Source organism: Niveispirillum sp. CC-CTL257, assembly GCF_059489915.1.
Genome location: NZ_JCAJXE010000001.1, coordinates 3,295,405 through 3,312,076, shown reverse-complemented (window position 1 = coordinate 3,312,076; position 16,672 = coordinate 3,295,405). Strand labels below are relative to the sequence as shown.

Here is a 16,672-nt window from a genome sequence, read left to right as displayed (position 1 = left end):
ATCGCGTCCCACCGACGCCGGGGCATCCGTTCTCGGAAAATGGGAAAAGGCTGGCGCTTTTCCATGCACCCCTTCCCGGTGCCCCTTTCTGAGGCAAAAACGAAGGCCCGGCAACAGATTGTTACCGGGCCTTGTCGAAAAAGATTACTTTTGATGAAGGGGCCAGATCATTCGGCCTGTGCATCACCATGGCCGTTAATGCGCTGGGCCAGGGCCGCCTGCAGGAACTTGTCGAGGTCGCCGTTCAGCACCCCTGCGCTGTCCGATGTTTCGACATTGGTCCGCAGGTCCTTCACCATCTGATAGGGCTGCAACACGTAAGAGCGGATCTGGTGGCCCCAGCCGATATCGGTCTTGGTGGCTTCCAGGGCGTTGGCCGCTTCCTCGCGCTTGCGCAGTTCCATCTCATAGATACGGGCGCGCAGCATGTCCCAGGCCTTGGCCCGGTTCTTGTGCTGGCTGCGTTCCTGCTGGCACGACACCACGATCCCGGTCGGGATATGGGTGAAGCGCACCGCCGAATCGGTCTTGTTAACGTGCTGCCCACCGGCACCCGATGCGCGGAACGTGTCGACCTTCACATCTTTCTCATTGATCTCGACATTGATCTTGTCGTCGATCACCGGCGTCACCGACACTGAGGAGAAGGAGGTATGGCGACGGGCCTGGCTGTCGAACGGGCTGATACGGACCAGGCGATGCACGCCGGTTTCCGACTTCAGCCAGCCATAGGCATTGTGGCCCTTGATCTGGATGGTGGCTGACTTGATCCCGGCCTCTTCGCCGTCGGTCTCATCCAGCAGCTCAACCTTGTAGCCATGCTGTTCGGCCCAGCGCGAATACATGCGGAACAGGATCAGCGCCCAATCCTGGGCCTCGGTCCCACCGGCACCGGCATTCACTTCCAGATAGGCGTCATTGGCGTCGGCCTCACCGGAAAGCAGGCTTTCCAGCTCCATGGTGGCGGCACGGTCCTTCAACGACAGGACGGCCGCTTCGGCCTCGGCGATCATATCCTGATCGCCTTCCATCTCCGCCATTTCAAGAAGTTCCAGATTGTCCTTCAGGTCGCGTTCCAACTGCCGCGTGCCGTTCAGCGACGCTTCCAGCTGGTTCTTCTCGCGCAGGAGTTTCTGGGCCCGGTCGCTGTCATTCCACAGGTTCGGGTCTTCGGTAAGGGCGGTTAGTTCGTCGAGGCGGAAAAGGGATTTCTCCCAGTCAAAGATGCCTCCTCAGCAGGACCAGAGACTGTTCAACAGCCTCCGTCACCGCCTGGATTTCGGCGCGCATGTGCGTGCTCCCGATCTCAAGGGCGGGCCGGCCCCGAATAGGTCCGGGGGCGGCCACGTTGGAAAGGGGCTTATGTACCCCCGGACGGTGCCCGAGGCCAAGTCCCTTCCCAACATGGCCGCCCCCGGTTTCAGGGACAGACGCAGCCCGACCCGATCAGAACCGGTAGCCGACGCCGACGCCGAAGATCCAGGGATCGATATCGACCTTGGCATTGACCGGGCTGGCCAAGCCGGCGTTGACCTTCACATCCGTATCCAGCCACACCTTCTTCACGTCGAAATTCAGCGACCATTTGTCGTTCAGTTCGACATCTACGCCGGCCTGGGCCGCCAGACCGAAGGCATTGTCGTAGGAGATGCCACGGGCAGCACCCGGATCATCGCCATAGAAAATCGTGTAGTTTACGCCAGCACCGACATAGGGGCTGATCTTGCCCTTCGGATTGAAATGATACTGCAAGGTCAGAGTCGGCGGCAGCAGCCAGACATCGCCCAGATCCACCGAAGCACCCAGCGGCGAACCCTTGGCCGCCACATTATGGTGCGTCGTGCCCAGGATCAGTTCAGCCGCGACATTGTCGGTGAAGAAGTAGCTGAAATCCAGTTCCGGCACGGTGGAGCTGTCAACGGCGGCCTTACCGGCGATGGCGGTGGTGCCCAGCTTCAGGCTGCTGCTTTCATCGGGCTGCACATAAATGGCACGGCCACGGACCAGCAGGTCACCAGCGGCCTTTTCGGCATGGGCCGGCATGGCAGCGGCGGCACCCATCGTCAACGCGGCGACCAGCGCCGGAACAGCGAATTTCTTCATGGATAAGGCTCCTGTATCGTGTGCCGGGCGAATATTTCCGCCGCCGGCTGGACGCTGTTATCAGTCGTCGCTTACAGGTTTGTCTTATAGAAGCAATGCACACTTGTTTCCCTGATTTGGATCAATTCAAATTGACCACCCGCATTCAATCAATGAATAGCTGGAATGCGGAAGAAGTTCATTCGGCGGCAGTGCGGATACGCGGCAGACGGGCCTGTGCATCGGCCAGGATCGCATCCATGGCGGCCAGCGCGGTATTGACCGGCAGGCCGGGGCGCAGCAGACCCAGACAGTCGCGCAACGCCTGGGCATCGGTGGGAAAACTGACAACGTCCAGACCGTCCGCCATGCGCAGGGCCAGACGCCGGACCTCGGCGATATCCACGTTGCTCGCCTCCTCTCCCAGGGGGCGCAGGCTGCGGCGGGCGTCGGCGACATTCTGGGCCGCCAGCAGCAGCAGCCCATCGACCGCCGGTCCACCCAATTGACCGCGCAACACGCCCAGCGGGCCGCTGTCTCTGACATGCACCGGTGCCGCTGGAGCCGGTTCCGCCGTCCCGGCCACCCCTGCGGCCCCGATACCATCGGGCGGGATGATCCGGGCCAGCGTGGATAGCAGCTCTTCCAGCTTGATGGGCTTGGCGATGAAGCCCTGCATGCCGACGGCCCGGCTGCGGGATATCGTCTCTGGCAGTACGTTGGCTGTCAGGGCGACGACAGGCACTGATGCCATGGGGCCGCCACCGTCCCGCAGCTTGGCCGTCGTCTCAAAGCCATCCATGCCCGGCATGCCGATATCCATCAGCACCAGCTTCACCCGCTGTGTCGCCAGGATGGCCAGCGCCGCCTCCCCATCCTCGGCGGTAATCACTGCCACACCCTGCCGGGTCAGCAGCTGTGTCGCCACGAACTGATTGACGGCGTCATCCTCCACCAGCAGCACCTGTGGCCTGCTGGTCCAATAGGGCAGCAAGCGGGCACCGGCGGCGGGGACCTGTGCCGGGGCGGCGGCCAGCGCCATAGGCAGGTCCAGCGTGAATACCGTGCCATGGCCCACGGCACTTTCCACCTGGATGGTGCCCCCCATCATGCCGACCAGCCGCTTGGAGATGGCCAGCCCCAGCCCGACCCCGCCGAACCGCCGGCTGTCGCCGCCATCGGCCTGATAGAAGGCGTCGAAGACATGAGGCAACTTGGCCGCCGGAATGCCGATGCCGGTATCGGCCACCGTGATGCGCACCAGCGCGGCACCCGGCGTGGCACTGGCCAACCCCACGGCGGGGGGCTGTCGCACGGCCACCACCTTGATGCCGCCGCGTTCGGTGAATTTGATGGCATTGCCGATCAGGTTCAGCAGGATCTGGCGCAGGCGGGCCGCATCCATACTGACATGACGGGGCACATCCGCGCCGATGGACAGCTCCAGCGACAGGCCGCCCGCCGCCGCGCGTGCCGCCATCAGATCGATGGCGTCATGCAGGCGTTGATGCAGATCCATGGGGGCCGGCAGCAGCGACAGATGCCCCGCCTCAATACGCGTGATGTCCAGAAGATCATCCAGCAGGGCCAGCATGGACTGCCCGGCCTTGTCCATCACCTCCAGCACCTTGCCCTGCGGGGAGGTCGGGTCGTGCTGGCTCTGGCCGTTCAGGATTTCCAGCCCGCCCATCACAGCATTGATGGGGGTACGGATTTCATGGCTGACAGCGGCCAGGAAGATAGATTTGGCCCGGTTTGCAGCGTCAGCCGTCTGCGCCGCCTGATCGCGCTCCCGCGCCACGCGGGCATTCTCCGCCGCCTCCGCCTCCAGTCGTCGTTGCAGGAAGTCATTGGTCAGGGCCATGACCGCCATGCAGCCGGTCACCAGACCGACAATGGCCATCAGGAAATTGAAGGCCGTGCCGGGATTGGGCGAGAAGAAACCATGTTCATCCTGCCGGACCACGATATCGATGATGCGCACCAGCATCACCAGGGCCATGAAGCCGAAAACGCTGGTGATCACCACCCAGAGGCGCGGGGCCACGACCCGCCCCTGGCGCCAGCTTTCAAAGGCCACGGCCAGCTTGATCGCGATCAGCCAGATGGCAATGGCAACGGAGCGCAGGATGATGTCGTCGCGGTGGAAGACATCATAAAGCAGCACGGCGGTCAGGATGGCGAGGGTTCCCACCGGCACGGTCCAGCGCAATGGCCGGCCCGCGAAACGCCGGATGCCCATCAGCAACAGGATATGGGCCATGCCGACGCTGACATTGCCCAGCAAAATGGACAGCCAGAGCGGGATATAATCACGCATGGCCAGCACAGACACGCCGGTGGCCCCCAGGATCACTCCGCCGGTCAGAAGACCCAGACCAGGAATGCTGCGCTGCCGCCACCAGTAGATACTGAGCGAACCACCAAGCGCCAAGGCAACGGCCGCGAAGGTGACCAGCAGGGTCACTTGGTCAAGCTGGCTCAGCACTTCCATCACGGATCATCCCCAGCCTGCTGGTTTCCTCTTTTCAACCATGGAAGCACGGGATTGTCACGTCGCGTCGTTAAGACCGGCCAGTACGTCGCATAGATTCACCAGCATGCCCGCCGTCGCCCCCCATATGTAGCGGTCGCCATAGGGGAAGGCCCAGAAATGCCTTTGCGTGCCCATGAACTCCCTGCTTTCCCGCACCCGGCTGGCCGGGTTCAGGATGAAGGTCAGCGGCACCTCGAACACCCCATCCACCTCGTTCGGATCGGGGGCCAGGGTGAAGGGCGGACGCACCCGGCCCACGATGGGCACCACACGGAACCCGGTCCGGGTGATGTAGGTGTCGAGCCGGCCCAGAACATGCACATGGGTCCGTGCCAGGCCGATCTCTTCCTCCGTTTCCCGCAGGGCGGTGGCGACGGGATCGGTGTCGGCGGGTTCCACCCCACCGCCCGGAAAGCTGATCTGCCCGGCATGGGCCGCCAGATGCGCGGTACGTTGGGTCAGAAGCAGTGTCGGCCCCTCCACCCGGTCGACCAGCGGCACCAGGACGGCGGCATCACGCAGGGTCGGAGCGGTCGGCAGTCCGGGATTGCCGTCCAGGTCCCCACGTCCCCCCGTCGGCGATTCCATCCGCGCGAACAAATCATGGATGCCCCGCATCAGGGGGCTGGCCGCCATCATTTCCGTTTCAAGCACCGCTTGCCCAACCCTCAATCCACCCGGCCCAGGGAGAAAAACATCCCCTGGCTCCAGACGCCGATATCACCAGCCTCACCGGGTTCCGCCCGTTCAACAAGATCATAGAAGATCGCACGGTTTATCCGCGCTTCCAACGGTGTCTCCGGTGGTCCGTTGACGCGGATATAGGGGCGCGGCTCCCCCGTGGTCGCATCTGTCATCACCCGGATCGGATGGTTGGGGCCGGCGGTGACACTGGTCTCCAGATTGGTGGTAAAGATCAGGGACTGGTCCCGTCCCTCTCCGTCCACGGTCAGGCCGACCGCCACGAAAGGCGCATCCTCGACACTGATCCGCCCGCGTTCCGCCGGCGTGATCAGCCAGTAATCGCCTGCCTCATCCCGGCGCAGCACCGTGGAAAACAGCTTCACCAGCGGCAGCCGACCGATGGGGCTCCCGTGATAAGTCCAGGTGCCATCGGCGCGGATGGTGATGGGATAGGCCTCATCCTCCGCGCTGGGCGCGCGGGGGCTGCTGCCGCCCAGCGCCTTCAATGCGGCATCGGCGGCGGTGGCCCCATCCTGGCGGGCGGCATTGGCATGCCCATTCTGCTTGCTTTCCGTCATGGTGGATTGGACCATCCAGCTCTGTCAGTCGCGGACTTCTCGCCGCATTGATAACATAGTCGTGATGCCAAGCTTCTGGTACCCAGGGTGTTATACCCATCGCACGGGTGCTGGTCGGGTTTGAAGGGAAGATGATGGTGCTGAATTCAACGGAGGCCGGGCGCAACAGCGACCCGCAGGCGCTGTTGCGGGATGTGGAGGCGCTGGGGGACAAGTTGGCCGCCGCGCGTCAGGCCATCGGTCGTGTCATCTTTGGCCAGCAGGAAGTGATCGACCTGTCGCTGGTCACCTTGCTGGCCGGCGGGCATCTGCTGCTGATCGGTGTGCCGGGTCTGGCCAAGACGCGGCTGGTCGAAACGCTGGGCACCGTCATGGGCCTGGATGACCGGCGCGTGCAATGTACGCCCGACCTGATGCCCGCCGATATCCTGGGTTCCGAGGTGCTGGAGGAACGCGACGATGGACGGCGCGCCTTCCGCTTCATCCCCGGCCCGGTCTTCGCGCAGTTGCTGATGGCGGACGAGATCAACCGCGCCAGCCCGCGCACGCAGTCGGCCCTGCTTCAGGCCATGCAGGAAGGCCGCGTGTCGGTAGCCGGCCATTACCACCCCCTGCCCCGGCCCTTCCATGTGCTGGCAACGCAGAACCCGCTGGAACAGGAAGGCACCTATCCGCTGCCCGAGGCGCAGCTGGACCGGTTCCTGTTGCAGGTGGATGTGGATTATCCCGACCGCGACAGCGAACGCCGCATGATGATCGCCACGACCGGTGCCGATGCCGGCACGGTCACCGCAGTGCTGACGCCGCAGGATCTGATCGCGGCCCAGGCCCTGGTGCGCCGCGTGCCGGTGGGCGACAGTGTCGTGGATGGCATCCTGGATCTGGTGCGCAATGCCCGGCCAGACAGCAGCCCGCTGGACATTGTCCGCCGCCATGTTGCCTGGGGCCCCGGTCCCCGCGCATCCCAGGCCCTGATGCTGGCGGCGCGCGCCCGGGCATTGCTGGACGGGCGGCTGACGCCGTCGCTGGATGATGTCATAGCACTCGCCAAACCTGTGTTGCGCCACCGCATGGCGCTGAATTTCGCGGCGAGGGCCGATGGCATCACGCTGGACGCCATCATCGATCAGCTTTGCGCGCCGATGGCGTAACCGCCATGGATACGCGTCACCCGCCCGCCTCCATCCGCGCCCAGCACCGGGCGGAGGATCTGGCCCGCAATCTGCCGGCCCTGCTGGTGGCTGCGGAGCGGATCGCGGCGACCGTGGCGCAGGGTGCCCATGGCCGCCGCCGGGTGGGGACGGGGGAGACCTTCTGGCAGTTCCGCCGGTATCAGCCGGGTGACGCCCATAACCGCATCGACTGGCGCCAGACCGGCAAATCGGCCCATGTCTTCGTGCGTGAGAATGAGTGGGAGGCCGCCCAGACCGTCTGGATCTGGCGCGATGACAGCCCGTCGATGAACTGGCGGTCAGGGCGCGACCTGTCCACCAAGCGCGACCGCGCCGACCTGCTGGCACTGGCCCTGTCCGCCCTGCTGCTGCGCGGGGGCGAACGGGTGCAGTTGGCCGGCAGTGACGTGCCGCCATCGACCGCCCGCTCCATCCTGCCGCGCTTGGCCGACTGGTTGACGGGGCATATCTATTTCCATGAAGGTGCCGGCCTGCCGCCAATCGCCGTCCAGCTTCCTCGCCATGCCCAGGCCGTGCTGATCGGTGATCTTCTGTCCCCGCTGGAGGAGATTGAGGCCGCCGTGGCCGCGTTCTCTGCGCGCGGTGTGCGCGGGCATCTGGTGCAGGTGCTGGACCCCGGTGAGGAGACCTTGCCCTATGCGGGTCGGGTACGCTTCAAGGGTCTGGAGGGGGAAGGATCCCTGCTAGTGCCGCGTGTCGATGGCGTTCGCGAGGCCTATCTGGACCGGCTGGCCGCCCAGCGTGACGGGCTGGCCGCCATCGCGCGCACCGCCGGCTGGACTCTGACCCTGCACCGCACCGACAAACCGCCGCAGACGGCCCTGCTGTCCCTGTGGGCAGCCCTGTCTGGGGAAGGGTAAACGATGCTGAACCTGGGCCCCCTCGCCTTTGCCGCCCCCTGGCTGCTGCTGGGACTGTTGGCCTTGCCGCTGCTCTATTGGCTGCTGAAGGTCACGCCGCCAAACCCGCGCACCATCAGCTTCCCCGCCATCCGCCTTCTGGCCGATCTGGTGCATCGGGAGGAGACGCCGAATCGCACGCCGCTCTGGATTCTCATTCTGCGCATCGTGCTGGCGGCCCTGGTGATCCTGGCCTTGTCGCGTCCGCTGCTGAACCCGGCGGCCACCCTGCCGGGTGGCGGGCCGCTATTGCTTGTGGTGGACAATGGCTGGGCGGCAGCACGGGACTGGCCGGCGCGGCTGTCTGCCATGGACAATCTCATCGATCAGGCCGACCGCCAGGGGCGCAGCGTCACCCTGCTGCCCACCGCCCCCTCGCCCAATGGCGACGCGCCCGGCCTTGCCGGTCCCATGCCGGCCAGCGCCGCCAAGCGAGTGGCGCAGACATTGGCACCGCACCCCTGGCCCGTGGACCGGGCCGGGGCCTTGCAGACGCTGCGGACCGAATTCAAGCCCGACGGCTCCCCCTATATCGTGTGGCTGAGCGACGGGGTGGTCACGGCCAGCCCCACCGGCATCGCCGATCCCGCCGCCACCGATCTGGTCACCCATCTGCGCCGCCTGGGCGCGCTGGAAGTGCGCGGCGACGGACAGGAACGACCGGCCCTGTTGATCCGCCAGCCCGTGCTGGAGGGGACAAACCTGCGCGTGCCGGTCGAACGGTCGGAGACCAGCCTGCCTCTGCCCATCACGCTGCGGGCACAGGGGGCTGATGGCCGGCTGCTGGGGGCCGCCACTGCCATCCTGCCAGCGGGCGAGGGACGGGTGGAGGTGCCGCTGGACCTGCCCACCGAACTGCGTAACGAGTTGGCCAGCCTGCGCCTTGAAGGGCAGGACACAGCCGGTGCCGTGCTGCTGACTGATGAGCGCTGGCGCCGCCGCCCGGTGGGGTTGGTCTCTGGCCGTGCCGCCGGCGAACAGCCGCTTCTATCCGATCTCTATTATCTTGAACGCGCCCTGTCCCCCTATGCTGAGTTGCGCAAGGGCGAGATCGGGGAGTTGCTGGACCGTACCCTGTCGGTCCTGATCCTGGCCGATGTCGGATCGCTGACCGACGCGGAGATGGCGCGGCTGCAAAGCTGGATCGAGGGCGGGGGCGTCCTGTTGCGCTTTGCCGGCCCGCGTCTGGCGCAGAATGCCGACGCTTTGATCCCGGTGCCGCTGCGTGCCGGGGGCCGGGCGCTGGGCGGTGCCCTGTCCTGGGACAATCCCGCCGGCCTCTCGCCCTTTGCCGAGGACAGTCCCTTCCACGGCCTGACCGTGCCCGCCGATGTGACGGTGAAGCGACAGGTCCTGGCCGAGCCGGGCATCGATCTGGCCCCCCGCACCTGGGCCCGGCTGGCCGATGGTACGCCGCTGGTCACCGCCGAGCGGCGGGGACGCGGTGCCCTGGTCCTGGTCCATACCAGTGCCGGGCCGGACTGGTCCAACTTGGCCCTGTCGGGCCTTTATGTCGACATGCTGCGCCGGGTTGTGGCGCTTTCCGCCGGGGTTGAAGGCGGGGAGGCGACAGGCATGCTGGCCCCGCGCGCCATTCTGGACGGGTTCGGGCGGCTGGCCGATCCGGCGGGAACCACCTTCCCGCTGGCCGCCAGCGACCTGGGTGGGCCGGTCGGCCCGCGCCATCCGCCGGGCTATTACGGTCCCGCCGAATCGCCGCGCGCGCTGAACCTGTCCCCCGCGATCCCGGCCATGACCACGCCCGATGCACTGCTGGCGGGTGTGCCCAAGGGGTTGTACGCTGCTGGCGGTGAAACCGAATTGAAGCCGACCTTGCTGACCATGGCACTGATCCTGGGCCTGATCGATCTGCTGATCGCGCTGTCGCTGCGCGGGCTGCTGCCGCGCCTGCCGGGCCTGGGCCGGGGTGCCGCCGCTGGTCTGGCCCTGTTGCTGGCCGGCAGCTTGGTCCTGGGTGAGGCACGGGCCGACGATGCCCGCGCCATCGAGGCGACGGCCCAGAACTGGCTGGCCTATGTCCGCACCGGCGACGGGGCCGTGGATGGCGTCAGCAGGGCCGGACTGGAAGGACTAGGCCGTGTCCTGGCCGACCGCACGGCGGTGGAGGTGGCGGGTGCCATGCCCGTCGATCTGGACAATGACGAACTATCCTTTTTCCCCCTGATCTACTGGCCCGTTACCGAGGGGCAGACCAGCCTGTCGGAGGCGGCGCGCAACCGCTTGAACGCCTATATGCGCCAGGGCGGCATGGTCCTGATCGATACCCGCACGCAAAGCGCCGCCGGCGACGGGCCGGGCGGGGCGGGGCTGGAGGCCCTACTGCGGGGCCTGGACATCCCGCCGCTGGCCCCGGTCGGGCCTGAACATGTCTTGACCAAGGCCTTCTACCTGCTGGGCGACTTCCCCGGTCGTTATGCTGGCGGGGAACTTTGGGCCGAGGCGCGGGAAGACAATGCCAGCAATGACGGCGTGTCGTCGGTCCTGATCGGGTCGAACGACTGGGCCGCTGCTTGGGCCATGGATGAACGCGGGCGTCCCCTTTACCCTGTTATTCCGGGTCCGGAACGGCAGAGGGAAGTGGCGTATCGTGTCGGTATCAATATGGTTATGTATGCCCTGACTGGTAATTATAAGGCTGATCAGGTGCATGTGCCGGCCATCCTTGAAAGGCTGGGCCAATGATCGGGCAGGACATCGCCTTTGCCCCGATGATCCCATGGGTCGCGTTGATTCCGCTGGCCCTGCTGGCGGCGCTGATCGCCGGTTACGGCCTGTACCGGAGGGCGCGCGGCGGCTGGTGGCGGTTGAGCGGGCTGCTGGTCCTGATCCTGGCCCTGTCCAATCCATCGCTGGTGACGGAGAAGCGGGAGCCGATCAAGGATGTGGCGGTTGTCGTCATCGACCAGTCACCCAGCCAGAAGGTCGGCGACCGCACGGCCCGCACTGAAAAGGCCGCCGCCGCGATCCAGGAGAAACTGTCCCGCTTCGCCGATCTGGAGGTACGGGTGGTGCGCGCCGGCGGTGGAACCAGCGGCGATGCGGAGGTGGAGGAAACCCGCCTGATGGAGGCCATGACGCGCGCCGTGTCGGACGTGCCGCGCGGACGGCTGGCGGGTGCCATCCTGATCACCGACGGGCAGGTGCATGATGTGGCTGCCACCCTGCCGTCGCTGGCCGATTTCGGGCCTGTCCATGCCCTGCTGACAGGCGACAGGGACGAGGGCGACCGCCGCCTGACCATTGTGCAGGCCCCCAGTTTCGGCATTGTCGGCAAGGACATCACCTTCACCATCCGCATTGATGACCTGCCCGCCGCCGCTGCCGGGGAGGTGGCCTCGGTCACCCTGCGCCAGGACGGACAGGACCCAATGGGCATGGCCGTGCCCGTGGGTCAGGAAGTGCCGATCACCCTGCCGCTGAGCCATGGCGGCCTGAACATCGTGGAACTGACGGCCGAGGCCGGGCGACGCGAGCTGACCCTGGCCAATAACCGCGCCGCGATTGTGGTCAATGGTGTGCGCGACCGGCTGCGTGTGCTGCTGGTGTCGGGTGAGCCGCATGCGGGGGAGCGCACCTGGCGCAACCTTCTGAAGGCTGATCCCGCCGTCGATCTGGTGCATTTCACCATTCTGCGGCCACCGGAAAAGAATGATGGCACGCCCATCCGCGAATTGTCGCTGATCGCCTTCCCGATCCGCGAGTTGTTTGAGATGAAACTGTCGGAATTCGATCTGATCATCTTCGACCGCTATAAAAAACGCGGTGTCATCAACAACATGTATCTGGCCAATATCGCTGAATATGTGGAAAAGGGTGGCGCGTTTCTGGAGGCCAGTGGCCCGACCTTTGCCACGCCCATGTCGCTCTACCGTTCCCCCATCGGTACCATCCTGCCCGCCGAACCCACCGGCCGCGTGCTGGAGGAACCGTTCAAGCCGACCGTGACGGAGATGGGCAAGCGCCATCCCGTGACGGCGGGCCTGACCGATGCCGCCGATGGCGTGGGCCCCTGGGGCCGCTGGATGCGGCAGATCGACGTGACCGCCGACAAGGGGGCGACCGTCATGTCGGGGGCCGAGGGGCGGCCACTGCTGATCCTGGACCGGGTGGGCCAGGGGCGGGTGGCGCAGCTGTCGTCCGATCATTTCTGGCTCTGGTCACGCGGCTATGAAGGCGGGGGACCGCAGGCCGAACTGCTGCGTCGTCTGGCCCACTGGCTGATGAAGGAGCCAGAGCTGGAGGAAAACGACCTGCGCACCGCCGTCGATGGCAGCCGCATCACCATCACCCGCCGATCACTGGAGCCCGACACACGCCCCGTCACCGTTACCTCCCCCGCCGATACCGCCACACAGGTGGAGATGCGGGACAGTGGCACCGGACAGGCCGTGGGCACCCTGATCGCGTCTGAACCGGGCATCTGGCGCGTGACGGATGGGGAAAAGTCGGCGGTGGCGGTGGTTGGGGCGGTCAACCCGCCGGAACTGACCGATGTTCGCTCCAGCCCCGACCACTTGCAACCGGCGCTGAAGGCCACGGGCGGCGGGTCCTATTGGCTGGAGGGGGATGGGTCGTCGGTGCCCATCATCCGCCGCGTCAGCCCCGGCCGCGACGCCACCGGTTCCGGCTGGCTGGGTCTGCGCGGCAATGGCGACCATGTCGTGACGGGCGTCACCCAGACGCCGCTGCTGCCAGCCCTACCCGTGCTGCTGCTGGCGCTTGGCATGCTGGTGCTGGCCTGGCGGCGGGAGGGCCGGGGGTAGCGTCAGGGCCGAACCACCGGCTCTGATATCGCGCTCCGTGCAACCATGTGAAACAGTTTTTCAATGGGTGTTTCATTTGCCCTGATCAAGGCGGTCAGAGGATGTCAGACGCCCGCCCACGCAACCAAGTGAAACATCAATTCGATGATTGTTTCTTGGCCAGCCTTGGTTCGCCGAACAGGTAGCCCTGGCCGAAATCGATATAGAGGTCGAGCAGTTCCAGGAGCTGGGCCTCCGTCTCTACCTTTTCCACGATCAGGTCGATATTGTTGCGGTCCAGCTGCTGACGCAGTTCGCGCACGGCGCGCGGATCGGCGAAGCGGCTGTCAGGGTCGAGCAGGCGGGCGGCATCCAGCTTTACGAAGCGGATTTCGTGGCGCGCCAGCTCGTTCCAATCCAGATCCAGGCTGACCACCTGATCCATCGAAAAGTGAAAGCCCAGCCGCCGCAACCCATCCAGGAAGCCGGTGGCGAACAGCCCGCCCTGCATCAAATCATCCTGCGACAGTTCGAAGACCAGCTTGGTCGCCAGATTGGGGCTTTGCCCCATATAGGTGACGAATTCCCGCATGAAGGCGGCGTCGTTCAGGGTGGCGGCGGAGATGTTGCAGAAGAAGCCGACATTCTGATGCCGCTTCTCCGTCTCGCGCAGCAGCTGGATACAGCGGAACAGCAGCAGATTATCGATGGTGGCGATCAAGCCCGCCTCTGCCGCCACGCCCAGATATTGTTCGGGCAGCATGTAGCGCGGCTTGCCATCCCCATCCATGCCGGCCCGGATGCGGGAAAACAGCTCATAATAGCGGTGCTTGCGCTGCGGCAGGCTGACCACGGGCTGCAGGAAGATATCGACCTGATCGGTGCGCAGCGCGGCGCGGACATGGTCCAGGATGGCACCGGGATCGGCGGGGATCGGCTGTGGCGCGAACAGGGGGCCGGCATCAGGGCCAGCGGGCGGGCGCGGGCCGGTTGCCGGCAGACGGTCGGCCAGCCGTTCCAGAACCCGCGCCTCCGACAGGACGGCCGCCACCTCCGGCGGGTCCGCAGGCAGGGCACCGGAATGGCCGCGCTGTGCGTCCAGTTCCAGACGCATTTCCTCCATCTCCGCCTCCAGCTGCCAGAGGCGGGTTTCCAGGCGGCCGCGTTCCTCCTGGCGCGCCCAGAATTCATGCAGCAGGCCGCCAAAGATCAGGATGGCAATGCCGAACAGCAGGGCCGTATGCCCATCCATCCCCCCGACCGACAAGGGCAGGGTCAGCGCCACGACCAGGGCCAGGGCGATATAGACGGCGGCAAACACCAGATGGCGGAACCAGTTCATGGGTGATCCTCTCCCCCGGGTTTATCCCTTGCGATGCGCCGCCCCAACCGCGTCGGCAACGTGGGCATAGCCGTCGTCGGCCAGCCGTTGCGCCAGTTCCGCTTTGATCCGGCCCACCAGACCCGGCCCCTGATAGGCCATGGCGGAATAAAGCTGCACCAGGCTGGCGCCCGCCCTGATCTTGGCATAGGCATCGGTCCCCGACGAGACGCCGCCCACTCCGACCAGGGGCAGTTTACCGCCCAGCAGCTGATAAAACTCACCCAGCACCTTGGTGGACGGTTCCAGCAGCGGCCGGCCCGACAGGCCCCCCGCCTCCGCGGCCAACGCCGGCGGAATGGCGGCGGGGCGGGCCAGGGTGGTGTTGGAGACGATCAGGCCGTCGATACCGCTGTCCAAGACGACGGCGGCGATGTCGGCCTTATCCTCATCCGTCAGGTCGGGCGCAACCTTCAGCAACAGGGGCGGTTTCACCCCCGTCTCGGCGCGGGCCGCCAGACACTGCCCCAGAAGGTCGGCCAGCGCGTCACGCGATTGCAGGGTGCGCAGGCCCGGCGTGTTGGGGGAGGAGACGTTGACGACCAGATATTTGGCCAGATGCGCCACACGGCGGATGCAGGTGGTATAGTCGCTGGCCGCGTCCACCGTATCCTTGTTCTTGCCGACATTGGCGCCCACGATACCGGGCCGTCCGGCACGGGCCTGCAAGCGCGCGGCATAGGCGTCAAGGCCCTGATTGTTGAAGCCGAAGCGGTTGATCACCGCCTGAGCGGTCGGCACGCGGAACAGGCGCGGCTTGGGATTGCCATCCTGCGGGCGTGGGGTGACGGTGCCACATTCGACAAAGCCGAAGCCCAGCTTCAGCATGGCGTCCGGCACCTCGGCATTCTTGTCGAAGCCGGCGGCAAGACCAATGGGGTTGGAAAAATCCAGGCCGAAGACGCGGGTGGCAAGGCTGTCCGGGTCGCGCCGCGAACCACCGGGCACCAGCCCCGTTTTCAGGGCCGCGATGGTCAGATTGTGGGCCTGTTCGGCATCCATGGCCATCAGGAAGGGGCGGGCCAGGGGATAGAGATCGACCATCATACCCCCCCGGCCACATGCGCCGGCATGACATGCAGACCATCATCACCCAGCGGCAACGGATCAACGCGGATGACGGCCCCTGGCAGCAGCGGGCCATAGAGATGGGGGAACAACTGTCCTCCGCGCGACGCCTCCCACTTCAACGCCTCACCACAGGCATCGGGATCGACGGTCAGCAGCAGCAGGCCCGTCTGGCCGGTCCGGTGCTTCGCGGCACTTTCCGGCAATTGCGCGCCCGTGGAGAAATGGATGAAGCCATCGGCCTTGTCCTGGGACGATCCGTCATAACGGCCAAGGGCCTGGGCCGTCTGCCATTCATCGGCGCGGCACATATGGAAGATGGGGGATGCCATGGTTTTCGTTCAAAAGACAAAAGGATGGACGCCACCCTAATCCGAAAGCAGAGCAACTGCCAGCACGGCCATGGCCCGTGTCAGGATTGCCATCGGCGCGAGAGATCGCGCGAAAGGTTATGTATTGGATGAATGCCCGAAACTATACGTCTGAACAGTGGTACAGGCCCGGAAGCTGCGCCAATATTTGAACATCCACAGGGCGAACCGGTGTTGCGACCAACGGTTCACCCCATCAGGGTCAGGAGTAACCGCCATGAAGGACGCGGCCCGTATGTTTCAGGACGTCAATGAAAGCTTGCTCAGCGAGCGGATGCGTTTTGCTTTGAATGAAGTGGAACAGATGGGAATTCGCGGCCTGACCGCTGTACCCGTCAAGCCGACGCAGGAGATGCTGACCGCTGGCGCCCGTGCCGGGCATATCAGTATCGAAACGGTGATGGCTGTCTATACGGCCATGCTGCGCGCCGCCGACTGATTGTACGGTCTTCCTGTTCTTGTCTTTTGCATCGCTTCATCTCTTTTTGTTCCCAGAGGAAAACTGATGCCGTCCCTTCTTCTCCGTGAAGGGACGGCATTTCTTTTTCCATCGTAGGTCAGGTCGGGGCGGTATGCCCCGCCCTGACGGGAAAGGCCGTCGATCCGTATCTGTCAGGGCGAACCTCTGGTTCGACCTGACCTACGGCTTGAACAGACGGTACTTCCCCTTCAGGCCCGGTAGAAGCTGAACCCGGCCAGGGTAACGGTAGGTGTCAATGTGGATGCCCAATCGGGCAGCGGGCTTGCATCATCCACGAAATGATCAGCCCCACCGACAATACCATCGGCCCCGGCCATCGCCCGTCGGGCCACACGCAGGGCAGCGGCGAAGGACGGGTCCCGGCTGTCCACGGCCAGCATCGCCGCATGGCGCGGATCATCCCTGTCCCAGGCGGCAAACAGGGCCGGATCGCGCACGATATCAGCTAGGGTTCGGCCCGGCGTGCGGTAGCGGCGATTGAGCGCGGTGGCGGCCAGCGCCTCCATGGCCCGAACACCCCGGTCGCGGCCATGGGCCCAGATGGCGCGGGCCAGAGCGTCAAGGGCTGCATCGGGGCCAGTCTGCGCCCGGTCAGGGACCGGGACCAGCAAGGGTCGTGTCATCATCCTCTCCTGC

14 protein-coding genes are annotated in these 16,672 nt (G+C 65.5%); 5 read left to right on the top strand and 9 right to left on the bottom strand.

Annotation, left to right across the window (positions count from 1 at the left end):
• Nucleotides 1-167: 167 nt before the first annotated feature.
• The 5 genes from prfB to ABC729_RS15595 form a co-directional block, all read right to left on the bottom strand.
• Nucleotides 168-1,290 (bottom strand): peptide chain release factor 2 gene (prfB, locus tag ABC729_RS15615; protein WP_495608461.1). Its coding sequence is split into 2 segments (ribosomal slippage): nucleotides 168-1,220 and nucleotides 1,222-1,290, totalling 1,122 coding nucleotides; the frame shifts between segments, so codons are not numbered across the junction.
• 156 nt (nucleotides 1,291-1,446) lie between these two features.
• Entirely contained in the window at nucleotides 1,447-2,103 is a 657-nt protein-coding gene (locus tag ABC729_RS15610) for an OmpW/AlkL family protein (RefSeq protein WP_495608460.1), read from the bottom strand.
• Between the two features lie 178 nt (nucleotides 2,104-2,281).
• Nucleotides 2,282-4,576, bottom strand: coding sequence for an ATP-binding protein (locus tag ABC729_RS15605; RefSeq protein ID WP_495608459.1), 2,295 nt, complete (start codon nucleotides 4,574-4,576; stop codon nucleotides 2,282-2,284).
• 57 nt (nucleotides 4,577-4,633) lie between these two features.
• The gene (locus tag ABC729_RS15600) at nucleotides 4,634-5,206 is read right to left on the bottom strand and encodes a CoA pyrophosphatase (RefSeq protein WP_495608693.1); all 573 of its coding nucleotides are present in this window, start codon (nucleotides 5,204-5,206) and stop codon (nucleotides 4,634-4,636) included.
• Nucleotides 5,207-5,286: 80 nt separating this feature from the next.
• The gene (locus ABC729_RS15595) at nucleotides 5,287-5,880 is read right to left on the bottom strand and encodes a DUF1285 domain-containing protein (protein ID WP_495608458.1); all 594 of its coding nucleotides are present in this window, start codon (nucleotides 5,878-5,880) and stop codon (nucleotides 5,287-5,289) included.
• Nucleotides 5,881-6,011: 131 nt separating this feature from the next.
• Here ABC729_RS15595 and ABC729_RS15590 point away from each other — a divergent pair, with 131 nt between their 5' ends.
• From ABC729_RS15590 to ABC729_RS15575, 4 genes are read left to right on the top strand one after another with little or no spacing between them, the layout of a single operon-like run.
• Nucleotides 6,012-7,031 carry an AAA family ATPase gene (locus tag ABC729_RS15590; RefSeq protein ID WP_495608457.1) on the top strand — a complete coding sequence of 340 codons (1,020 nt, stop codon included), beginning with the start codon at nucleotides 6,012-6,014 and terminating at the stop codon, nucleotides 7,029-7,031.
• 5 nt (nucleotides 7,032-7,036) lie between these two features.
• Entirely contained in the window at nucleotides 7,037-7,933 is an 897-nt protein-coding gene (locus ABC729_RS15585; RefSeq protein WP_495608456.1) for a DUF58 domain-containing protein, read from the top strand.
• 3 nt (nucleotides 7,934-7,936) lie between these two features.
• A complete protein-coding gene (locus ABC729_RS15580; RefSeq protein WP_495608455.1) occupies nucleotides 7,937-10,675 on the top strand; it encodes a DUF4159 domain-containing protein in 2,739 nt (912 codons plus the stop codon).
• Nucleotides 10,672-12,756: a hypothetical protein gene (locus ABC729_RS15575; protein ID WP_495608454.1), complete on the top strand. Its 2,085-nt coding sequence runs from the start codon at nucleotides 10,672-10,674 to the stop codon at nucleotides 12,754-12,756. The genes ABC729_RS15580 and ABC729_RS15575 overlap by 4 nt, the downstream gene beginning before the upstream one ends.
• Before the next feature lie 136 nt (nucleotides 12,757-12,892).
• Here ABC729_RS15575 and ABC729_RS15570 read toward each other — a convergent pair whose 3' ends face one another.
• From ABC729_RS15570 to ABC729_RS15560, 3 genes are read right to left on the bottom strand one after another with little or no spacing between them, the layout of a single operon-like run.
• Nucleotides 12,893-14,077 carry an EAL domain-containing protein gene (locus ABC729_RS15570; RefSeq protein ID WP_495608453.1) on the bottom strand — a complete coding sequence of 395 codons (1,185 nt, stop codon included), beginning with the start codon at nucleotides 14,075-14,077 and terminating at the stop codon, nucleotides 12,893-12,895.
• Between the two features lie 21 nt (nucleotides 14,078-14,098).
• Nucleotides 14,099-15,160 (bottom strand): quinone-dependent dihydroorotate dehydrogenase, encoded by a 1,062-nt coding sequence (locus ABC729_RS15565; RefSeq protein ID WP_495608692.1) that lies wholly within the window; start codon nucleotides 15,158-15,160, stop codon nucleotides 14,099-14,101.
• The gene (locus tag ABC729_RS15560; protein ID WP_495608452.1) at nucleotides 15,160-15,516 is read right to left on the bottom strand and encodes a DUF952 domain-containing protein; all 357 of its coding nucleotides are present in this window, start codon (nucleotides 15,514-15,516) and stop codon (nucleotides 15,160-15,162) included. The genes ABC729_RS15565 and ABC729_RS15560 overlap by 1 nt, the downstream gene beginning before the upstream one ends.
• 256 nt (nucleotides 15,517-15,772) lie before the next feature.
• Between ABC729_RS15560 and ABC729_RS15555 the strand changes: the two genes are divergently transcribed.
• Nucleotides 15,773-15,994, top strand: a complete 222-nt coding sequence (locus ABC729_RS15555; RefSeq protein ID WP_495608451.1) for a hypothetical protein — start codon at nucleotides 15,773-15,775, stop codon at nucleotides 15,992-15,994.
• A 230-nt stretch (nucleotides 15,995-16,224) separates the two neighbouring features.
• On the opposite strand, the gene ABC729_RS15550 is transcribed toward ABC729_RS15555, so the two are convergent.
• Nucleotides 16,225-16,662: a cell wall hydrolase gene (locus ABC729_RS15550; RefSeq protein ID WP_495608450.1), complete on the bottom strand. Its 438-nt coding sequence runs from the start codon at nucleotides 16,660-16,662 to the stop codon at nucleotides 16,225-16,227.
• Nucleotides 16,663-16,672 lie beyond the last annotated feature (10 nt).

Bases quoted from the DNA above. Each gene is read 5' to 3' on its own strand.
- ABC729_RS15575 (WP_495608454.1), top strand. From the start codon at position 10,672: ATGATCGGGCAGGACATCGCCTTTGCCCCGATGATCCCATGGGTCGCG.
- ABC729_RS15555 (WP_495608451.1), top strand. From the start codon at position 15,773: ATGAAGGACGCGGCCCGTATGTTTCAGGACGTCAATGAAAGCTTGCTC.
- ABC729_RS15590 (WP_495608457.1), top strand. From the start codon at position 6,012: ATGATGGTGCTGAATTCAACGGAGGCCGGGCGCAACAGCGACCCGCAG.
- ABC729_RS15565 (WP_495608692.1), bottom strand. From the start codon at position 15,160: ATGGTCGATCTCTATCCCCTGGCCCGCCCCTTCCTGATGGCCATGGAT.
- ABC729_RS15550 (WP_495608450.1), bottom strand. From the start codon at position 16,662: ATGATGACACGACCCTTGCTGGTCCCGGTCCCTGACCGGGCGCAGACT.
- ABC729_RS15580 (WP_495608455.1), top strand. From the start codon at position 7,937: ATGCTGAACCTGGGCCCCCTCGCCTTTGCCGCCCCCTGGCTGCTGCTG.
- ABC729_RS15560 (WP_495608452.1), bottom strand. From the start codon at position 15,516: ATGGCATCCCCCATCTTCCATATGTGCCGCGCCGATGAATGGCAGACG.
- ABC729_RS15600 (WP_495608693.1), bottom strand. From the start codon at position 5,206: ATGGAATCGCCGACGGGGGGACGTGGGGACCTGGACGGCAATCCCGGA.
- ABC729_RS15570 (WP_495608453.1), bottom strand. From the start codon at position 14,077: ATGAACTGGTTCCGCCATCTGGTGTTTGCCGCCGTCTATATCGCCCTG.
- ABC729_RS15595 (WP_495608458.1), bottom strand. From the start codon at position 5,880: ATGACGGAAAGCAAGCAGAATGGGCATGCCAATGCCGCCCGCCAGGAT.
- ABC729_RS15605 (WP_495608459.1), bottom strand. From the start codon at position 4,576: ATGGAAGTGCTGAGCCAGCTTGACCAAGTGACCCTGCTGGTCACCTTC.
- ABC729_RS15610 (WP_495608460.1), bottom strand. From the start codon at position 2,103: ATGAAGAAATTCGCTGTTCCGGCGCTGGTCGCCGCGTTGACGATGGGT.
- ABC729_RS15585 (WP_495608456.1), top strand. From the start codon at position 7,037: ATGGATACGCGTCACCCGCCCGCCTCCATCCGCGCCCAGCACCGGGCG.